This window comes from Streptomyces sp. CNQ329 (assembly GCF_000482585.1).
Genome location: NZ_AXVU01000005.1, coordinates 1 through 18,892, shown reverse-complemented (window position 1 = coordinate 18,892; position 18,892 = coordinate 1). Strand labels below are relative to the sequence as shown.

Sequence of the window (18,892 nt, the reverse complement as noted above, 5' to 3'; positions counted from 1 at the left end):
CCCGGGCCGCGGATGCGGCCCCTCGTCGCCGGGGTCCCCGCGGGTGCGGGCCCTCGTCGCCGCCAGCCTGCGGCCGGCCCGCGCCGGGCGGGAGAGACGGGTGTATCCGGGGACCGGTTATCCCTGGCTGCGGGCCGGCGGGTGAGGCACGCTGGGGGCGTGGACAGAACCGAGCTGGCCGACTTTCTGCGGCGTTGCCGCGCCCGCCTCACCCCCGCGGACGTGGGCCTGCCGCAGGGCCCCAGGCGCCGCACACCGGGGCTGCGGCGAGAGGAGGTGGCGCAGCTCGCCGGCATGTCCACCGACCATTACACCCGCCTTGAGCAGGCGCGCGGCTCCCGCCCGTCGCGGCAGATGCTCGCCGCCGTCGCCCGCGGCCTCCGGCTGAGCGACGACGAGCGCGACCACCTGTTCCACCTCGCGGGCAAGGAGCCGCCCCGCGCCCGGGACACCACCGAGCACGTGCGCCCCGGCCTGCTGCTGATCCTGGACCGGCTCACCGACACCCCCGCCCAGGTCGTCAGCGACCGCGGTGACGTGCTGGCGCAGAACGCCATGTCGCGGGCACTGAGCGGGGACACCGCCGCCCGCCGGGGGGACGGGCGCAACCTCGTCTGGCGCTACTTCACCGAGCCGGACGCCCGCGAGTTCCTGCCGGCCGAGGACCGCGACAACGCTGCCCGCGCCACGGTCGCCGACCTGCGCGCCACCCTCGCCCGGCGCCCGGACGACGCCCGGGTCGCCGGGCTGGTACGCAGGCTGCGGGCGCGCAGCGCGGAGTTCGCGGCGCTGTGGGAGGCGCACGACGTGGCGGTGCGGCGCCGGGAGGTCAAGCGGTTCGACCACCCGGTGGTCGGGCTGCTGGAGCTGGACTGCGAGGTGCTGCTGAACCCGGAGCACGACCAGCGGCTGGTGGTCTACACGGCGCGGCCGGGCAGCGAGTCGTACGAACGGCTGGAACTGCTGCGGGTGGTGGGGCTGCAGCGGCTCACGGGCTGACCCTTCCCCACGCGTCGGCGGTCAGGGGCGGGGCGTACTCGCGCACGAACTCCCGCCGCCACCACGCCCGGCTGCGGCGCAGCTCGGCCCAGTCGGTGTACTCGTACCGGAAGAGCCGGGCGCGCACGCTGCCGGGCGGGTCGCCGGGGAAGGGGTTGTGGCGCAGCAGCCGGAGCGTGTCGCGGTCCCCGTCGAGCAGCCGGTACAGAAAGGCGCCGAACCACCGCTCCGCGTACGCGGGGGAGAGCGCGGCGAACCACATCAGCCAGTCGAGCCGCAGATGGTACGGCGCGAACTGCCGCGGCAGCCGCCGCGGGTCGCCGGGCTTGCCCTTGAACCCGTACTCCCGCCACTCGCTCGCGTCGGTGGGCCGGACGTCTTCCGTTCCCTCGACGACGATCTCGAAGCGGACGCGGGTGATGCTGCCGAAGGCGCCGTAGGTGTTGACGAGGTGAAGGGAGTTGAACGAGGCGTTCATGCGCTGCCGCCGGGAGAGAAGGTTGCGGGCGGGCCACCAGCTCAGCGTGAGCACCAGGGCGGTCGCGGTGAAGACGACGACGGTGAACCAGACCGGTGTGCCGCTGAACTCGGGCGGCCCGGGCAGCGGGGTGTGATCGGCGACGAGCCGTCCGTCGGTCGCCGTGAGTGCGATGAGGACGGTGACCCAGTTGAGCCAGGCGAAGTTGCCGGAGAGGATCAGCCAGAGCTGGGTGACGACGATGCCGGCGGCGGCCCAGGTGGCGACCGGCTGGGGCGTGAACAGCAGGACCGGCAGGCCCAGTTGGGCGACGTGGTTGGCGCCGACCTCGACGCGGTGCAGGGGCCGGGGCAGGTGGTGGAAGAACCAGCTCAGCGGCCCGGGCATCGGCTGGGTCTCGTGGTGGTAGTAGAGGCAGGTCAGATTGCGCCAGCACCGATCACCGCGCATCTTGATCAGCCCGGCCCCGAACTCGACCCGGAACAGCAGCCAGCGGAAGAGGAAGAGGATCAGCACCGGCGGGCCGACCGTGTCGTTGCCGAGGAAGACCGCGAGGAATCCGGCCTCCAGCAGCAGGGACTCCCAGCCGAACGAGTACCAGGTCTGACCCACGTTGACGATCGACAGATACAGCGCCCACAGAGCCGCCCACAGCAGCATCGACCCCCACAGCGGCACCGCGTCCGCCGCCCCGCCGGCCACCGCGGCGCCCAGGACGGCACCGCCCCAGGCGATGCCCGCGAAGAGCCGGTCCGAGTAGCGCACCTGGAACAGACTCGGCGCACGACGGAACGGCACCCGGGCGGTGAACCGCGGCACGGGCAGCATGCCGTGCTCGCCGATGAGCGGCCGGAACTGCCGCGCCGCGGCGACGAACGCGACGACGTACAGCAGGGCCAGCCCGCGCTGGAAGACCAGCCGGCTCAGCCAGTACCCGTCGGAAGAAAACCACTCCACGAGGCCATGCGTACCACCGCCGCAACGGCGCCCACACCCCGCCGCGCCGGATCAGCGGGCATGGCGGCGGCCCCTCCGGCGTCGGGCAGGACCGTCATCCGTCGGACGGCCTGGTGCCGATAGGCCGACCGGCTGCCGCCGCGCCGCCACGACCGCGGCGGCGCGGTGTCCGCGAACCACCCGCCCTTGTGTATCCGCTTTGTATCGGCGCCCCCTTCAATCGCCGGGTCACCGAACGACAAGGGGAGAACCATGCGCAGACGTTTCCACCGACTGTTCGCCGCAGTGAGCGTGGCCGCCGCCGTGGCCGTCGCGACGCCGGTCGCCGTCGCGGCGCCCCAGGGCGCCACGTCGTCCGCGACGGCGGAACCGCTGGCCCGGCCCGCCTTCAGGATGCCGTTCATCTGCGGTCAGGTCTGGCGCGGCAACAACTGGCGCGGGCACAGCCCGGCGCACTCCATCGACTGGAACCACTACAACGCCCAGGGCACCCCCGATGACCTGGGCCGCCGCGTGCTCGCCAGCGCGGGCGGCACGGTCGTCGCGTCGTACTACTCCACCGGCGACGGCTACGGCAACACCATCGTCATCGCACACGGCGACGGATGGCGGACCCGGTACGCGCATCTGAAGGAGCGCAGCGTCGCGGTGGGCGCGCAGGTGAAGCGGGGCAAGGTGATCGGGAAGGTCGGCGCCACGTCCGCGATCTACGAGTTCTCCCCCCACCTGCACTACGAGCAGATCCACAACGGCTCCGTCGTCGTCTCGGTCGTCCAGGGCGTCCGGTGGTACGACTACCTCGACCGGCGGCTGAAGAGCACGAACGGTTGCTGACGCGCCCGCATGGAGCGAATGCGGCCGGGTGCCCGCCGCATTCGTTCTACGCGCGTCATCCCGGGCCGGGGCGCAGCGCCCGCAGCTTCGCGTGCACCACCTCTGCCCGGTCGTGCGCCTCCAGCCGCCGCCAGGTGGACAGGGAGCGGTGGAAGTAGTGCCGCGCGGTCTGCACCCTGCCCGTCGCGCGGTGCAGCTCACCGAGGAGATTGGCCAGACTCGCCTCCGCGCGCCGGTCGCCGAGCTGCCGCTGTACGGCCAGCGCGTCGGCCAGCCGCGCCGACGCCTCGCCCGCGTTGCCGCGGCGCAGGCACAGTTCGCCGATGCTCTCCTGCACATAGGCGGCGCAGTGCGTGTCGGCGAGGTCGCCGAAGATGTCCAGGGCCCGCTCCAGCTCCGCCTGCGCCAGATCCGCCTCGCCGCGCAGATCGTGCAGCACGGCGATGCGGCGGCGCACCTGCGCCTCGCGGTGGCGGTCGCCGAGGTCCCGGGCCAGCTCCAGCGCCCGGTCCAGCCACGACGCCGCGGCCCGCGGGTTCCGGCGCTCCAGCCATACGGAGGCGATCGCGTTGCACGCGACCGCCTCGCCGTGCAGGTCGCCGGCTTCCCGGAACCCGCCGAGCGTGTCGGTGAACGTCGCCAGTGCCGCGTCGAGGTCGCCCAGGATCCGGTGCACGGAGCCCTCCCCGGCCGCCGCCACCGCCTCGCCGGCGGGGTGGCCGACCGCCCCGAAGACCGCGCGTGCCCAGACGAAGGAGTCGAGCGCGTCGGCGTAGCGGTCGCGGTAGAGGTGCAGTTGCCCGATGTTGCGCAGCAGTGCCGCGGCCCGCGCGTCCGCCGGCGCCGGTATCGCGTCGAGCACCAACTGGTGCGTGCGCAGCCAGTCGCCGTAGTAGCCCCGCAGGTCGAAGAAGCTCGCCAGCTCCAGGGCGAGGTCGGCGGCCTGCGTGACCCGGCCGAGCCGCAGCGCGGATTCCACCGTGGCGACGAGGATCCGGCGTTCGGTCTCGAACCACTCGACGGGCTGCTCCCGCACGGCCCCCGCGACCTCGGCGCCCGCCCCGACCGCCCCGACCGCCCCGGCCGGAGGGTCCGCCGCACCGAACACGCCGAGGAACCGCGTGGGCATCGCCGCGTTCGCTTCGCGCGCGAGCGCGGTCAGGGCGTCGACGATCCGGAGCTGCTGCCGCCGGCGCACCGTGAACGTGTCCGCGTCGGCCAGCTCGCGCGCGTAACAGCGCAGCAGGTCGTGCATGCGGTAGCGCGGCAGCCCGAGCGCGTCGGTCCCCACGGCCTCGATCAGATGCCTGTCGGCCAGCGTCGCCAGCGCTTCCGCGGCGTCGTCGGCGTCGCCGCCCATGGCGACGGCCACGAGCCAGCCGCCCACCGGCTCGGCCGGCAGCCGGCCGAAGGCGCGGAAGGCCGTGGCCGCGGCCTCGGGCAGGTGCCGGTGGCTCAGCTCCGCGCTCGCCCGCACCTCCAGCTCGCCCGCCTGCAACTGATCGAGCCGCCCGCGCTCGTCCTGCAGGAGGTCGGCCAGCGTTCCCGGGGTCCAGGTCCGCCGGCTCGCCAGCCGCGACCCGGCGATCCGTACGGCCAGCGGCAGCGAGCCGCAGTTGGCGAGCACCCGGTCCGCGCCGGCCGCGTCGGTGACCAGCCGGTCCGGTCCCGCGACCGTGCCCAGCAGGGCGCGGGCCTCCTCCCGCTTCAGCTCGCCGAGCGAGAAGTGGTGCGCCGGCAGATCGGGCATCCGCCGGCGGGAGCTGACGAGCACGGCCGAGCCCCCGGTGCCGGGCAGCAGGGGGCGTACCTGCGCGCCGTCGGCCGCGTCGTCGAGAACGACGAGGAAGCGCCGCTGAGCCAGGCGCGAGCGGAGCAGCGCGGCCCGTTCGCTCTGCTCGGCGGGGATGGTGCTGTCGACGACGCCGAGGCCGCGCAGCATCTCGGCCAGGACGTCGGCGGGGTCGCGCGGCCGGTCGCTCAGCCCGCCGAGGTCGACGAAGAGCTGGCCGTCGGGGAACGCCGCGCGCGCCCGGTGCGCGACATGCACCGTGAGCGCGGACTTTCCCGACCCCGGCGGTCCCGACATCGCCACGACGACCGGCTGCCGGTCGGCCGCCGACAGCAGCTTCTCCAGCGCGGCGATCTCCGCCCTCCGGCCGGTGAAGTCCGGTACGTCCAGGGGTAACTGGCATACGGGCGGGACCGCCGCCGAGTGACGCCGCCCGGCGTAACCGTTGACCTCCTCGCCGACCGCCCGCAACGGCCTGCTCGGCTCGGTGCCGAGTTCGGCTGCCAGGACGCGTTCGGCCTCGGCGTAGGCGGAGCGGGCCTCGGTCGTACGGCCCGAGTCGTGCAGCGCACGTACGAGCATCCGCCACAGGTCCTCCCGCAGCGGGTCCTCGGTGAGCCGGGTGCGCAGTTCGGCGAGGAGGAGCGCGTAGTCCCGCAGCCGCAGCCGGACCCCGAGGCACTCGTCGACCGCGGTCGCCCGCAGTTCCTCCAGCCTGGTGACGCCGGGGTCCCAGACCACGCTGGCCGGTATGTCCTGCAGTACGCCGCCGCGCCAGAGGCCGAGCGCCGTCTCGTAGTCGTGCAGCGCGGCGACGTCGTCGCCCCGGTCCCGCGCCGCGCGGGCCCGGTCCAGGTGCCGCTCGAAAACCAGCATGTCGACGTCCTCCGGCGCGACGTCGAACGCGTAGCCGGACGGCTCCGTCCGCAGCCCCGCGGCGGAGATCCCCGCGGCGGACAGCGCCCGGCGCAGGGTGCGCACGTAGGTGCGGACGTTGGCCACGGCGGACGGGGGCGCCCCGCCCGGCCAGAGCACCTCCGTCAGCACGTCGACGGAGACGAAGCGGCCGGGCTGCAGCAGCAGCGTGGCGAGCGCCGCCCGCGGCTTCGGCCCGCCGATCCGGACCGGGGCGCCTCCCGCCCACACACGCAGCGGCCCCAGGAGTCCGAACGTCGGCTCCCTCATCCACGTACCTCCGTGTCGGCGGCCTGTCGTCGGCGTCGCGCCCGGCTGGAACCGGATGTGCGGCGCCGACGGCCTCGACAGTCATGGACATGACCCAGTGTGTCAACCCCGCCCCGGCCCACACCGACCAGCTCAGGGGCGCGGACACGGCGGCATGCAGCCGACGGGCGGGACCCGGGGCCGGCGTGGCGCACCCGGGCCCTCCTGCCCGGGGGGTGGACAGGAAGGACCCGGGTGCGGGCGGAAGGCCGTCGGCGGCCTAGGTGAGCCTGCCGAGGCCCGGCACCAGACGGCCGACCCTCGCGGCGTAGTGGATGTAGTCCGAGCCGTGGATGCGGCGCAGGTAGGGCTCCTCGACCAGGCGGATAAGGACTTCGTTGCCGGTGACGAAGGCGGCGAGCGCGGCCAGGCCGATCACGGTGGGCACCATGAGGACCAGCCCCGCGCAGGTGAGGAACGCGGTGGCCGTGACCGGGTTGCGGACAAACCGGAACGGGCCCGAAGTGACCAGCGGGACCTGCTCGTCGGGGTCGACGCCGGCTCGCCAGGAGTTGCCCATCGCCTGCTGGGCGGCGAAGGTGGCGATGATCCCCGCCGCCGCCACCCCGAGTCCGGTGTACTCGACGGCGCTGCTGTCCATCACCGGGTCCAGTCCCACCATGGCGGCGACCGGCGAGGCCACACCCAGGCCCAGATAGCCGATCGCGCCCAGCGACTCACTCCACCGTTTCTCGGGGCTGCTCGCTTCCGACGTGCGCCGCAGACCGTGATCACCGGTCTTGCGTACCTGAATCATCACCCGGACGCCCAACGTGAGCGTGATCAGCACGATGAACATCACCAGAGCAGTAACGGCCATTGGTGATGGCCCCCTTCCTGTCTCCAGAGGTCTTCACCACACTCGGCACAGACGAAACAGTCTTGCTGCGTATATGTCAAAACATGCCAAACGGAGGACACCGGAACCGTCCGTTCCTGCCGATGCGGACGGGGGCGCAGAGCCTCTCGCGCAGGAGGCCCGGCGCCGCGTCGGCGGGGGTGGGGACGGTCAGGACGACCGACGGAGTTGTCGGTGGCGGACGGCATGATCTCCACCGCCCCGATCTCCGAGCCTGCTGGAGGTCCCTGTTGTCCTCGCTGCATGCTCTCGCCACCTGCAAGCCCCTGTTGCGGCTCCTGCGGGCAGCCCACGCGGAGACCTCGCGGCGCCGGGCGGCCGGCCTCCGGCCCCGGCGGGCGGCCCGGGTCAGGGCTTCCGCGGCAGGCGGGCCAGTTGGCGGGACTGGGCCACCAGGCGGTCCGCCGAGTCCCAGATCTCCGCGTCCTCCTCCATCAGGCCGCCGGCGACGTTGCGCGTGGTGTGGATCAGCCGCAGCCACCCCGGTGCCGGGGTGGCGCGTACGTGGGCGGTGAGTTCCAGCGTCGGGGCCCAACCGGGCAGGCCCAGATCGAAGGTCACCGGGGGGAGGAGGTCGAGCGCCGTCAGGAGCAGCAGGGGGTCGGGGTCGCGGCCCTCGGGCAGGCGGAACCAGCCCTTCATCTCGCCCTTCCCGGACGGGGCGCCGACCGCCCAGCCCACGCACGACGGGTCCAGCCGGACGCCGGCGCGGCTGAGCATCGGGGACTCCGCGCGGAACTCCGGCGGGGCCGCTTCGCTGCCGATGCACTGCTCCACCGGTGCGAGCACGGGCGGCTTCGCGGAGGTCTGGACGTCGGCGGGCTGGTCGGCGAGGGTGCCGTACGCCGCCAGGATGCGGAGCCGGGCCACAGGGGCGGCGGCCGGGTCCTTCTGCTGGAGGAGTTCCGCGTCGCCGTGGGAGAGGGAGTTGCCGCGGCGCACGGTCTCGGTGCGGACGACCGCCGGGCCCGCGGTGGCGGTGGACAGGTAGTACGCGGAGACGGACAGCGGGTCCGGGTGGCCGGGGCGGCCGTCGCGGGCGGTGCCGAGTTCGGCGGACAGGGCGCGCGCGGCCACCGTCAGCAGCACGCCGCCGTTGATGCCCGCGCCGACCTTCCAGGTGCCGGGCAGGTCCGCGTCGTACGCACCGGGCTCGCCGGTGCGCGCGTGGACGGCGGTCTCCTGGTCGAAGTCCGGGGGAGGGGTGGTGGTCATGGTGTGGTTCGCTTTCGTCGTGCGGTGGGTGGGCCCATCTCGAACGCCGCGCAGAGGCCGTCGAGAACGTCGTCGATGCTCGCCGCACCGGTGGCCAGCGGCAGGGAGCCCCAGGACCACAGCTCGGCGGTGCCGTGCATGGCGGACCACAGGGCGCCGGTGAGCAGTCGCGGGTCGACGTCGGCCCGCCAGCCCTCGGCCTGCCGGGCCTCGACGAGGCGGACGAGGTTCTCGAAGCCGCCGAGCGAGGCGCGGCCCAGTTCGCGGTTGTGCGCGTCGAGCAGGTCGCGCCGGAACATCAGCGCGAACATGGCGGGCCGGGCCACGGCGTACTCCACGTACGCGCGCGTGCCCTTGCGCAGCCGCAGCGCCGGGCTCGCGTCTGCGGGCAGCTTCGCCAGCGCCTCGTCCGCCCAGTCCTGCAGTTCGTGGAATCCCTGGGTGGCGACGGCCGACAGCAGTGCCGCGCGGTGGGGGAAGTGCTTGAGCGGGGCGCCGTGCGAGACGCCGCAGCGCCGGGCGATGGCGCGCAGGGTCAGGGCGTCGACGCCTCGTTCGTCGAGCAGTTCGAGCGCCGCCTGGAGCAGGCGGGCGCGGGTGGAGCGAGCCATGGTGGACAGTGTCTACCATGGAGTGGACACTGTCCACCTCGGGCTGCCTTCTTCCGTATCCGCCGGGAGTCAGCCGAGCGCGATCCGGTGTTCGCCCGCGTACACGTTCATGGAGTCGCCGCGCAGGAACCCGACCAGCGTCATCCCGGTCTCGGCGGCGAGGTCGACGGCCAGGGAGGAGGGCGCGGAGACCGCGGCCAGGGCCGGGATGCCGGCCATCGCCGCCTTCTGCGCCAGCTCGAAGGAGGCCCGGCCGGAGACCATCAGCACCGTGTCGCGCAGCGGCAACCGGTCCTGCTGCAACGCCCGGCCGACGAGCTTGTCGACGGCGTTGTGGCGGCCCACGTCCTCGCGCAGGTCGATCAACTCCCCGGCGGGGGTGAACAGCGCGGCGGCGTGCAGTCCGCCGGTGCGGTCGAAGACCCGCTGGCCGGCCCGCAGCCGCTCCGGCAGCACCGCCAGCACCTCGGGCGTCAGCCGCATCCCCTCGTCCGCGAGCGGCCAGCGGGTGGTGGTGCGGACCGCGTCCAGGCTCGCCTTCCCGCACAGCCCGCACGACGACGTCGTGTAGACGTGCCGCTCCAACGTGATGTCCGGCAGCGCCACTCCCGCGGCCGGCCGCACGTCGACGACGTTGTACGAGTTCCCGCCCTCCGCGCCGTCGACCGCTCCCGCACAGTACGTGATCCCGGCCAACTCCCCGCCCCGCGCCAGCACGCCCTCGCTGACCAGGAATCCCGCCGCCAGCGCGAAGTCGTCACCCGGCGTCCGCATCGTGACCGCCAGCGCCCGCCCGCCCAGCCGGATCTCCAGCGGCTCCTCCGCCACCAGCGTGTCCGCCCGCCGATCCGCCCGCCCCCCACGCACCCGCACCACCGCACGCCGCACCGTCACCCGACCCATGCCGGTCAGCGTACGCCGCCGATGGTGACCGACCTTTGTCCTGGCGGTGGAGAAAGTAGATACCGATTCCTGCAGAACTTCTTCCCTCAGTGGCCGAGCACTGCTACGTTCCCCGTGGAAAGCCGACAACGGCGTACGAGAACGACGTGCGCGAGCCGGGGAGGAGTGGCGTGAGGCGCATGACAGCTCGGCCCGCGAACGCGCACCAGGCGCGACTGCTCCGCCTGCTGCGTGACGGCGGCCCGAACTCCCGGGCGCAACTCGGCGACCAGGTCGAACTGTCCCGCTCCAAGCTGGCGGTCGAGATCGACCGGCTGCTGCAGACCGGGCTCGTGGTCGCCGACGGCCTCGCCGCCTCCCGGGGCGGACGCAGGTCGCACAACATCCGCCTCGCGCCTTCGCTGCGTTTTCTCGGTGTCGACATCGGTGCCACCTCCATCGACGTGGCGGTCACCAACGCGGAGCTGGAGGTGCTCGGCCACCTGACCCAGCCCATGGACGTGCGCGAGGGTCCGGTAGCGGTCTTCGAGCAGGCGCTGGCGATGGCGGCCAAGCTCCGCGCCTCCGGGGTGGCGGAGGGTTTCGACGGCGCCGGCATCGGTGTCCCGGGTCCCGTCCGCTTCCCCGAGGGCGTGCCCGTCGCGCCGCCGATCATGCCCGGCTGGGACGGCTTCCCGGTCCGCGAGGCGCTCAGCCAGGAGCTGGGCTGCCCGGTGATGGTCGACAACGACGTGAACATCATGGCCCAGGGCGAGCAGCACGCCGGGGTCGCCCGTGCGGTGCGGGACTTCCTCTACGTCAAGATCGGCACCGGCATCGGCTGCGGCATCCTCGTCGGCGGCGAGGTCTACCGCGGGACGAACGGCAGTGCCGGCGACATCGGCCACATCCAGGTGGAGGTGGAGGGGCGCCCGTGCGCCTGCGGTAACCGCGGCTGTCTGGAGGCGTACTTCGGCGGTTCGGCCCTCGCCCGGGACGCCGAGAACGCCGCCCGCGAGGGCCGCTCCGCGCAGTTGGCCGCCCGGCTGGAGGAGAGCGGCGAGCTGGAGGCCAAGGACGTCGCCGCGGCGGCGACCGCGGGCGACGCGGTCGCGCTCGATCTCATCCGCGAGGGCGGCACCCGGACCGGCCAGGTCATCGCCGGTCTGGTCAGCTTCTTCAACCCGGGGCTCGTGGTCATCGGCGGCGGCGTCACCGGCCTCGGTCACACGCTGCTGGCCGCCATCCGCACCCAGGTCTACCGTCAGTCGCTGCCGCTGGCGACCGGCAACCTGCCCATCGTGCTCGGCGAGCTGGGCCCCACCGCGGGCGTGATCGGCGCCGCCCGGCTCACCAGCGACCACCTGTTCTCGCCCGCCTGACACCGGGCGGGGACACCCGCGCACCACCCGTACGACCCGCACCACAGGATTCGACCCACGCACCACCACCGCACCAGCAGCACCACCCGGCACCGACGCAGTAACCCGGCCGACCGCGGCACCACGCGGGCAAGCCCCCCGCACCATCCCGCTGGACCGAACACCTCACGCACCACCCGCACCACCCGGTGAACCCGCCCGTTTGCGCTCCACCCTGCCCAACCTGCCCCTGCGCAGACGCAGATGGAGCACCGCCGAGGAGACCCGTACATGGCGCTCACGTCCGATACGCCGCCCATCGCCGCCGGCACACCCCTGCTCACGATGACAGGGATCACCAAGTCCTTCCCCGGCGTCCGCGCGCTCGACGGCGTCGACCTCGACGTCGTGGCCGGCGAGGTGCACTGCCTGCTCGGCCAGAACGGTGCCGGCAAGTCCACCCTCATCAAGGTCCTGGCCGGCGCCCACCAGCCGGACGAGGGCACCATCGTGTGGCAGGGCGAGCAGACCGCGCTGAAGTCGCCCGTGGCCGCCATGCGCCTGGGCATCTCCACCATCTACCAGGAACTCGACCTGGTCAGGCATCTGTCGGTGGCGGAGAACGTCTTCCTCGGCCACGAGCGCTCCTCCGGCGGGTTCATCAAGGCCCGCGAGGCGCACTCCGCCGCCCAGGCCCTGCTGGCCCGGCTCGGCCACCCGGAGATATCCGCCGGCACCATCGTCGGTGACCTCTCCGCCGCCGGTCAGCAGGTCGTCTCCATGGCCCGGGCGCTCTCCCACGACGTGCGGCTCATCGTCATGGACGAGCCGTCCGCCGCGCTCGACCCCGACGAGGTCGACAACCTCTTCCGCATCGTCGCCGACCTCACCGCTCAGGGCGTTGCGGTGGTCTACATCTCCCACCGGCTGGAGGAGATCCGCCGTATCGGCGACCGCGTCACCGTGCTGAAGGACGGCCGCGCCGTGGCCCGCGGCCTGCCGGCCCAGAGCACGTCGACCAAAGAGATCGTCACCCTCATGACCGGCCGCAACGTCGCGCACGTCTTCCCCGACCGGCCCGAGGCACCGGCCGCGGGCAAAGATCCCGTGCTCGTCCTCGAAGGTCTGGCCAGGAAGGGCGAGTTCGCGCCGGTGGACCTCCAGGTCGCGCCCGGCGAGATCGTGGGCCTGGCGGGCCTGGTCGGCTCCGGCCGCTCGGAGATCCTGGAGACCGTCTTCGGCGCGCGCAGGCCGACCGCCGGCCGGGTGCTGGTCGGCGGCCGTCCGCTGCGTCCCGGGAGCGTCACCGCCGCCGTGAAGGCGGGCGTCGGGCTGGCCCCCGAGGAACGCAAGTCCCAGGCCCTGCTCATGACGGAATCGGTCAGCCGCAACGTCTCCATCTCCTCCCTCACCCGCTTCTCCACCGGCGGCTGGCTGGACCGGTCGGGGGAGCGGTCCGCGACCCGGGCGGCCGTACGCGACCTGTCGCTGCGCCCCGACAATCCCGACGCGCTCGTCCGCACGCTCTCCGGCGGCAACCAGCAGAAGGCCGTGCTCGCGCGCTGGCTGCTGCGCGACTGCCGGGTGCTGCTGCTGGATGAGCCCACCCGCGGTGTGGACGTCGGCGCGCGCGCAGAGCTGTACGCGCTCATCCGCAGGCTCGCCGACGAAGGCGTCGCGGTCCTGCTCGTCTCCAGCGAACTCCCCGAGGTCCTCGGCCTCGCCGACCGGGTCCTCGTGCTCCGCGAGGGTCAGGTCGTGCACACCGCCCCGGCCCGGGATCTCGACGAGCACCGGGTGCTCGACCTCGTCATGGAAGGGACCTCGTAAGTGTTGAGCAAATCGGACTCGCTTCCCGCCCCGGCGCCGGAGAAGCCGAAGGGGAACGGCCACGCCGCCGGCTGGCAGAGTTTCGTGGACCTGAGACTGGTGGCGCTGGTCGGCGTCCTCGGCGTGCTGGTCGTCGTCGGCGCCGTCACCAAGCCCGACCAGTTCCTGGACATCGACAACGTCCGGCTCATCCTGGTCCAGTCGTCGGCGATCGGCGTCGTCACCATCGGGATGACGCTGGTCATCATCGGCGGCGGCATCGACCTGTCGGTCGGCGCCATCGTCGCCCTCGCCTCGGTCTGGGCGACGACGCAGGCCACCCAGGACTACGGCCTGGCCGGCATGCTCTTCTGTTCCGTGGTCGTCGGTATCGGCTGCGGACTCGTCAACGGCGTGCTCATCGCCTACGGCAACCTGGTCCCGTTCATCGCCACGCTCGCCATGCTCGCCTCCGCGCGCGGCTTCGCCGAGCAGATGAGTGACGGCGGGACCCAGATCGTCGAGGTCGACGCGGTGCTGGACCTCGCGTCGGCGGACGCCCGCATCCTGGGCATCCCGCCGCTGGTACTCATATTCCTCGGGATCGCCGTCCTCGGCTGGGTGGTGCTCAACCGCACCACCTTCGGCCGGCGCACCGTGGCGGTCGGCGGCAACCCCGAGGCCGCCCGGCTCGCCGGCATCGACATCAAGCGGCAGCGGCTGCTGCTGTACGTCCTGTCCGGCATGTGCTGCGGCATCGCGGCGTTCATGCTCATCGTGCTCAGCGGCTCCGGCCAGAACACCAACGGCAACCTGTACGAACTGGACGCCATCGCCGCCGCGATCATCGGCGGCACCCTGCTCAGCGGCGGCCGGGGCACCATCATCGGCTCCGTGCTGGGCGTGCTCGTCTTCACCACCATCACGAACCTGTTCGCCCTCAACAATGTGCAGAGCGCGGTCCAGGAGATCGCCAAGGGGGCGATCATCGTCGCCGCCGTCCTTATCCAGCACCAGACTTCGCGCAAGTCCTCGACGCAATGAAGGGTCGCACACACATGCCCGAATCGCCTTTCAGCCGTAGAAACATGCTCTTCGGCGCCGCCGGTGTCTCGGCGGCCGCCTTCCTCACCGGCTGCACCAGCAATGACGACAGCGACGACGACGGCGGCTCCGAGCAGCAGCAGGCGAACGTCGCGAACGACAAGCCGGGCAAGCCGGTCACCATCGGGTTCGCCGGCCCCGAGGCCGACCACGGCTGGCTCAACGCCATCAATGACAACGCGCGTTCGCGGGCGAAGAAGTACGAGGACGTCACCCTCGACATCACCGAGGGATCCAACGACACGGCCACCCAGATCGGCCAGGTCGACTCCCTGATCAACAAGAAGGTCGACGTCCTGGTCATCCTTCCGGCCGACGGCAAGGCGATGACGCAGGCCGGACTCAAGGCCATGCGGGCCGGCATCCCCGTCATCAACCTGGACCGGATCTTCGACGACCCGCAGGCGTACCGCTGCTGGATCGGCGGCGACAACTACGGCATGGGCCTGAACGCCGGGCGCTTCATCGGCGAGCAGCTCAAGGGCAAGGAGAACGCGAAGGTCGTCGAGCTGGCCGGGCTCGACAACCTGGAGCTGACCAAGCAGCGCACCGCGGGCTTCGACGACGCGCTGAAGAACTACCCCAACATCGAGAAGGTGGCGCGGCAGGCCGCCGAGTTCACCGTCGAGTCGGGCCAGCGGAAGATGTCCGACCTGCTGCAGGCCGTGCCGGAGTTCGACGCCCTGTGGAACCACGACGACGACCAGGGCGTCGGTGTCAAGCGGGCCATCGACCAGTCGGGCCGCGACGAGTTCTTCATGGTCGGCGGGGCCGGCTCCAAGGCGGTGATGGACTCCATCAAGGCCGACGACTCGGTGATCAAGGCCACCGTCCTGTACCCGCCGACGATGGCCGCGTCCGCGATCGACCTCGCGCGCGCCCTCGGCCAGCAGAAGGGTGTCTCGGGCATGGCCGAGTTCGAGATCCCGGCGTCGATCACGTTGTACTCCGCTGTCGTGAGCAAGGACAACATCGACCAGTACCTGCCGACCGGCTTCAAGTGACGGGTAATCCAGCGCCAGGAGCCGCACGCCCGTAGATCACGGAACGACCGCTGCGGCGCGCCGGAAGCAGCCTACTGACAAGGAGTTCTATGTCCCACGACACGACCGCACCCGCACTCGGGGTCGGCATGGTCGGTTACGCGTTCATGGGGGCGGCCCATTCGCAGGGCTGGCGGACCGCCGCCCGGGTCTTCGACCTTCCGCTCACCCCCGTCATGGCCGCGATCTGCGGCCGCGACGAGGACAAGGTCGCCACCGCGGCCCGGCGGATGGGCTGGGCCGCGGCGGAGACCGACTGGCGCCGGCTCATCACCCGGGACGACGTACAGCTCGTCGACGTCTGTACGCCGGGTGACAGCCACGCGGAGATCGCCATCGCCGCGCTGGAGGCGGGCAAGCACGTGCTGTGCGAGAAGCCGCTCGCCAACACCGTCGCCGAGGCCGAGGCGATGGCCGACGCCGCGGCGCGGGCGCGGGAGCGCGGGCAGCTCGCCATGGTCGGCTTCAACTACCGCCGGGTGCCGGCACTGGCCTACGCGCGCGAGCTGATCGCCCGCGGCCGGCTGGGTGCGCTGCGGCACGTGCGTGTGACGTACCTGCAGGACTGGCTCGTCGACCCGGAGTTTCCGCTCGCCTGGCGGATGCAGCGGGAGAAGGCGGGCTCCGGGGCGCTCGGCGACCTCGGCGCGCACATCGTCGACCTGGCGCAGTTCCTGACCGGCGAGCGGCTGGTGGGGGTCTCGGCGCAGACCGAGACGTTCGTCAAGGAGCGCCCGCTGCCGTCCGCGGCGGCGGGGCTCTCCGGCGCGGCGGCCGGCGGCGGCGAGCGCGGTCCCGTCACGGTGGACGACGCCGCCCTGTTCACCGGCCGGATGGCCTCGGGGGCGCTGGCGTCCTTCGAGGTCAGCCGGATGGCCGCGGGCCGCAAGAACGCCCTGTCGGTGGAGCTGAACGGCGAGTCCGGCTCGCTCTCCTTCGATCTGGAGCGGCTGAACGAACTGCAGTTGCACGACCACGCGGAGCCGGCCGAGACCGCCGGTTTCCGGCGGGTCCTGGTCACCGAGCCGGAGCACCCGTACCTGGAGGCGTGGTGGCCGCCGGGCCACGGCCTCGGGTACGAGCACACCTTCGTACACCAGGCCCGCGACCTCGTCCACGCCATCGCCGCCGGCGCCCCGCCCGCGCCGTCCTTCGCGGACGGGCTGCAGGTGCAGCGGGTGCTGGCGGCCGTCGAGGAGAGCGCGGAGAAGAACGCCGTCTACACGCCCGTGGCCCCGACAGAGCAAGCCACCTGACCCCATCGGATCAGCCGACCACCCCCGGAGGCACTCCGGAGAAAGAGGCAGCGCACGATGCCCCGGTCTTTCACCCTGTTCACCGGCCAGTGGGCGGACCTCCCCCTGGAGGAGGTCTGCCGGCTGGCCCGCGACTTCGGCTATGACGGTCTCGAACTCGCCTGCTGGGGCGACCACTTCGAGGTCGACAAGGCCCTCAAGGAGCCCGGCTACCTCGACGGCCGCCGTCAGCTTCTGGAGAAGTACGGCCTGAAGTGCTGGGCGATCTCCAACCACCTGGTGGGCCAGGCGGTCTGCGACCATCCCATTGACGAACGCCACCAGGCCATCCTCCCGGCCCGGATCTGGGGCGACGGCGAACCCGAGGGCGTCCGGCAGCGGGCCGCCGCCGAGATCGCCGACACCGCGCGGGCGGCGGCGGCCTTCGGCGTCGACACCGTCATCGGTTTCACCGGCTCGTCGATCTGGCATCTGGTGGCGATGTTCCCGCCGGTGCCGCCGCACATGATCGAGCGCGGCTACCAGGACTTCGCGGACCGCTGGAACCCGATCCTCGACGTGTTCGACGCCGAGGGCGTGCGCTTCGCGCACGAGGTGCACCCGTCCGAGATCGCGTACGACTACTGGACGACGCACCAGGCGATGGAGGCGATCGGCCACCGGCCCGCCTTCGGGCTGAACTTCGACCCCAGCCACTTCGTCTGGCAGGACCTCGACCCGGTCGGGTTCCTGTGGGACTTCAAGGACCGCATCTACCACGTGGACTGCAAGGAGGCCCGCAAGCGGCTCGACGGCCGCAACGGCCGGCTCGGCTCGCACCTGCCCTGGGGCGACCCGCGCCGCGGCTGGGACTTCGTCTCGGCCGGTCACGGCGACGTGCCCTGGGAGGACGTCTTCCGGATGCTTCGCTCGATCGGGTACGAGGGGCCGATCTCGGTGGAGTGGGAGGACGCCGGGATGGACCGCCTGCAGGGTGCGCCGGAGGCGCTCAAGGCGCTCAAGGCGCTCGACTTCGAGCCTCCGCAGGCGTCGTTCGACGCCGCCTTCGGCGGCGACTGACCGCCGTCGCGGCGAGGAGCACAGCCCGGCGGTGGCACCTGCCGCCGGGCCGCTCCGGCATGTCCGGGGAACACTTTGTCCGCATCAAGGATGAAGATAACTGAAGTCCTGTCAAAGGGCTTCTCTATCCTGCAAAAGGCGGTTACGTTCCTGTGATGTCCCTGACATAAAAAACCCCCCCACTCTCGGCAGGAGAGATCAGGTGCACACCAGAAAGACGCGGAGAACGGCCGCGAGGACGGTGGCGGCCCTGCTGGCCGTCCCCGCCCTCGTGCTGAGCACGACCGCCACCGGCGCCGCGCATCCCGGCCATGACCACCCGGCCCCGGCCGCGGCGGAGTTCCAGCAGGTGACGCTGGCCAAGGGCGAGCCGGAGATGGGCGAGCCCATGACCATGGCAGTGCTGCCCGACCGCTCCGTGCTCCACACCTCCCGCGACGGCACGGTCCGGCTGACGGACGCCGCCGGTACGACCAAGGTCGCCGGCAAGCTGGCCGTGTACAACCACGACGAGGAGGGCCTGCAGGGCGTCGGCGTCGACCCGGGCTTCGCGCAGAACCGGTTCGTCTACCTCTACTACGCCCCGCCCCTGGACACCCCCGGCGGCGACGCCCCCTCCGACGGCAGCGCAGAGGACTTCGCGCCGTTCGACGGCGTCAACCGGCTCTCCCGGTTCGTACTGACGGAGGACGGCACCCTCGACGCCGGCAGCGAGAAGGCGGTCCTGGACGTGCCCGCCTCCCGTGGCCTGTGCTGCCACGTCGGCGGTGACATCGACTTCGACGCCGAGGGCAACCTCTATCTGTCCACCGGCGACGACACCAACCCGTTCGCCTCGGACGGCTACACGCCCATCGACGAGCGGGCCGAGCGCAACCCGGCCTTCGACGCGCAGCGCTCCGCGGCCAACACCAACGACCTGCGCGGCAAGGTGCTGCGGATCAAGGTCAACGCGGACGGCTCGTACGACATCCCGGACGGCAACCTCTTCGCGCCCGGCACCGACAAGACACGCCCCGAGATCTACGCCATGGGCTTCCGCAACCCGTTCCGGATGAGCGTGGACAAGGCCACCGGCACCGTCTACGTCGGCGACTACGGCCCCGACGCGGGCACCGCGAGCGACACCCGCGGGCCCGGCGGACAGGTCGAGTTCGCCCGTGTCACCGAGCCCGGCAACTTCGGCTGGCCGTACTGCACCGGCGCCAACGACGCCTACCGCGACTACGACTTCGGCTCCGGCGCCTCGGGCGACGCGTTCGACTGCGACGCGCCCGTGAACAACTCGCCGCACAACAGCGGGCTGACCGAGCTGCCGCCCGCCCAGCCCGCCTGGATCCCCTACGACGGCGGCTCCGTCCCCGAGTTCGGCAACGGCTCCGAGTCCCCGATGGGCGGCCCCGTCTACC

The 18,892-nt window shown here is 72.4% G+C and carries 15 protein-coding genes; 9 read left to right on the top strand and 6 right to left on the bottom strand.

Annotation, left to right across the window (positions count from 1 at the left end):
• Nucleotides 1–159 precede the first annotated feature (159 nt).
• Nucleotides 160–999, top strand: a complete 840-nt coding sequence (locus tag I003_RS0104045; RefSeq protein WP_027770330.1) for an MmyB family transcriptional regulator — start codon at nucleotides 160–162, stop codon at nucleotides 997–999.
• Here the strand turns inward: I003_RS0104045 and I003_RS0104040 are convergent.
• Nucleotides 989–2,434 (bottom strand): lipase maturation factor family protein, encoded by a 1,446-nt coding sequence (locus I003_RS0104040; RefSeq protein WP_027770329.1) that lies wholly within the window; start codon nucleotides 2,432–2,434, stop codon nucleotides 989–991. The genes I003_RS0104045 and I003_RS0104040 overlap by 11 nt on opposite strands.
• 252 nt (nucleotides 2,435–2,686) lie before the next feature.
• On the opposite strand from I003_RS0104040, the gene I003_RS0104035 reads away from it, so the two are divergent.
• Nucleotides 2,687–3,268 carry a M23 family metallopeptidase gene (locus I003_RS0104035; RefSeq protein ID WP_486584080.1) on the top strand — a complete coding sequence of 194 codons (582 nt, stop codon included), beginning with the start codon at nucleotides 2,687–2,689 and terminating at the stop codon, nucleotides 3,266–3,268.
• 55 nt (nucleotides 3,269–3,323) lie between these two features.
• On the opposite strand, the gene I003_RS0104030 is transcribed toward I003_RS0104035, so the two are convergent.
• From I003_RS0104030 to fdhD, 5 genes are all read right to left on the bottom strand, one after another.
• Complete coding sequence (locus tag I003_RS0104030; RefSeq protein ID WP_027770327.1) at nucleotides 3,324–6,245, bottom strand: BTAD domain-containing putative transcriptional regulator; 2,922 nt, start codon at nucleotides 6,243–6,245, stop codon at nucleotides 3,324–3,326.
• 259 nt (nucleotides 6,246–6,504) lie between these two features.
• On the bottom strand, nucleotides 6,505–7,104 hold the full coding sequence (locus tag I003_RS0104025) for a methyltransferase family protein (protein ID WP_027770326.1): 600 nt from the start codon (nucleotides 7,102–7,104) through the stop codon (nucleotides 6,505–6,507).
• 387 nt (nucleotides 7,105–7,491) lie between these two features.
• On the bottom strand, nucleotides 7,492–8,358 hold the full coding sequence (locus tag I003_RS0104020) for a thioesterase family protein (RefSeq protein WP_027770325.1): 867 nt from the start codon (nucleotides 8,356–8,358) through the stop codon (nucleotides 7,492–7,494).
• Nucleotides 8,355–8,969: a TetR/AcrR family transcriptional regulator gene (locus I003_RS0104015; protein ID WP_027770324.1), complete on the bottom strand. Its 615-nt coding sequence runs from the start codon at nucleotides 8,967–8,969 to the stop codon at nucleotides 8,355–8,357. Before I003_RS0104015 ends, I003_RS0104020 begins: the two co-directional genes overlap by 4 nt.
• A 69-nt stretch (nucleotides 8,970–9,038) precedes the next feature.
• A complete protein-coding gene (gene fdhD, locus I003_RS0104010) occupies nucleotides 9,039–9,872 on the bottom strand; it encodes a formate dehydrogenase accessory sulfurtransferase FdhD (RefSeq protein WP_027770323.1) in 834 nt (277 codons plus the stop codon).
• 179 nt (nucleotides 9,873–10,051) lie between these two features.
• Here fdhD and I003_RS0104005 point away from each other — a divergent pair, with 179 nt between their 5' ends.
• From I003_RS0104005 to I003_RS0103975, 7 genes are all read left to right on the top strand, one after another.
• Nucleotides 10,052–11,233 carry an ROK family transcriptional regulator gene (locus I003_RS0104005; protein WP_027770322.1) on the top strand — a complete coding sequence of 394 codons (1,182 nt, stop codon included), beginning with the start codon at nucleotides 10,052–10,054 and terminating at the stop codon, nucleotides 11,231–11,233.
• A gap of 297 nt (nucleotides 11,234–11,530) precedes the next feature.
• Nucleotides 11,531–13,042 carry a sugar ABC transporter ATP-binding protein gene (locus I003_RS0104000; RefSeq protein WP_027770321.1) on the top strand — a complete coding sequence of 504 codons (1,512 nt, stop codon included), beginning with the start codon at nucleotides 11,531–11,533 and terminating at the stop codon, nucleotides 13,040–13,042.
• Complete coding sequence (locus I003_RS0103995; RefSeq protein WP_027770320.1) at nucleotides 13,043–14,065, top strand: ABC transporter permease; 1,023 nt, start codon at nucleotides 13,043–13,045, stop codon at nucleotides 14,063–14,065. It begins immediately after the preceding gene.
• Between the two features lie 44 nt (nucleotides 14,066–14,109).
• Nucleotides 14,110–15,129, top strand: coding sequence for a substrate-binding domain-containing protein (locus I003_RS0103990; protein ID WP_037720047.1), 1,020 nt, complete (start codon nucleotides 14,110–14,112; stop codon nucleotides 15,127–15,129).
• 89 nt (nucleotides 15,130–15,218) lie between these two features.
• The gene (locus I003_RS0103985) at nucleotides 15,219–16,424 is read left to right on the top strand and encodes a Gfo/Idh/MocA family protein (protein ID WP_027770318.1); all 1,206 of its coding nucleotides are present in this window, start codon (nucleotides 15,219–15,221) and stop codon (nucleotides 16,422–16,424) included.
• 57 nt (nucleotides 16,425–16,481) lie between these two features.
• The gene (locus I003_RS0103980) at nucleotides 16,482–17,483 is read left to right on the top strand and encodes a sugar phosphate isomerase/epimerase family protein (RefSeq protein WP_027770317.1); all 1,002 of its coding nucleotides are present in this window, start codon (nucleotides 16,482–16,484) and stop codon (nucleotides 17,481–17,483) included.
• 241 nt (nucleotides 17,484–17,724) lie between these two features.
• The coding region (locus I003_RS0103975; protein ID WP_027770316.1) for a PQQ-dependent sugar dehydrogenase at nucleotides 17,725–18,892 on the top strand (1,168 nt) is incomplete at its 3' end.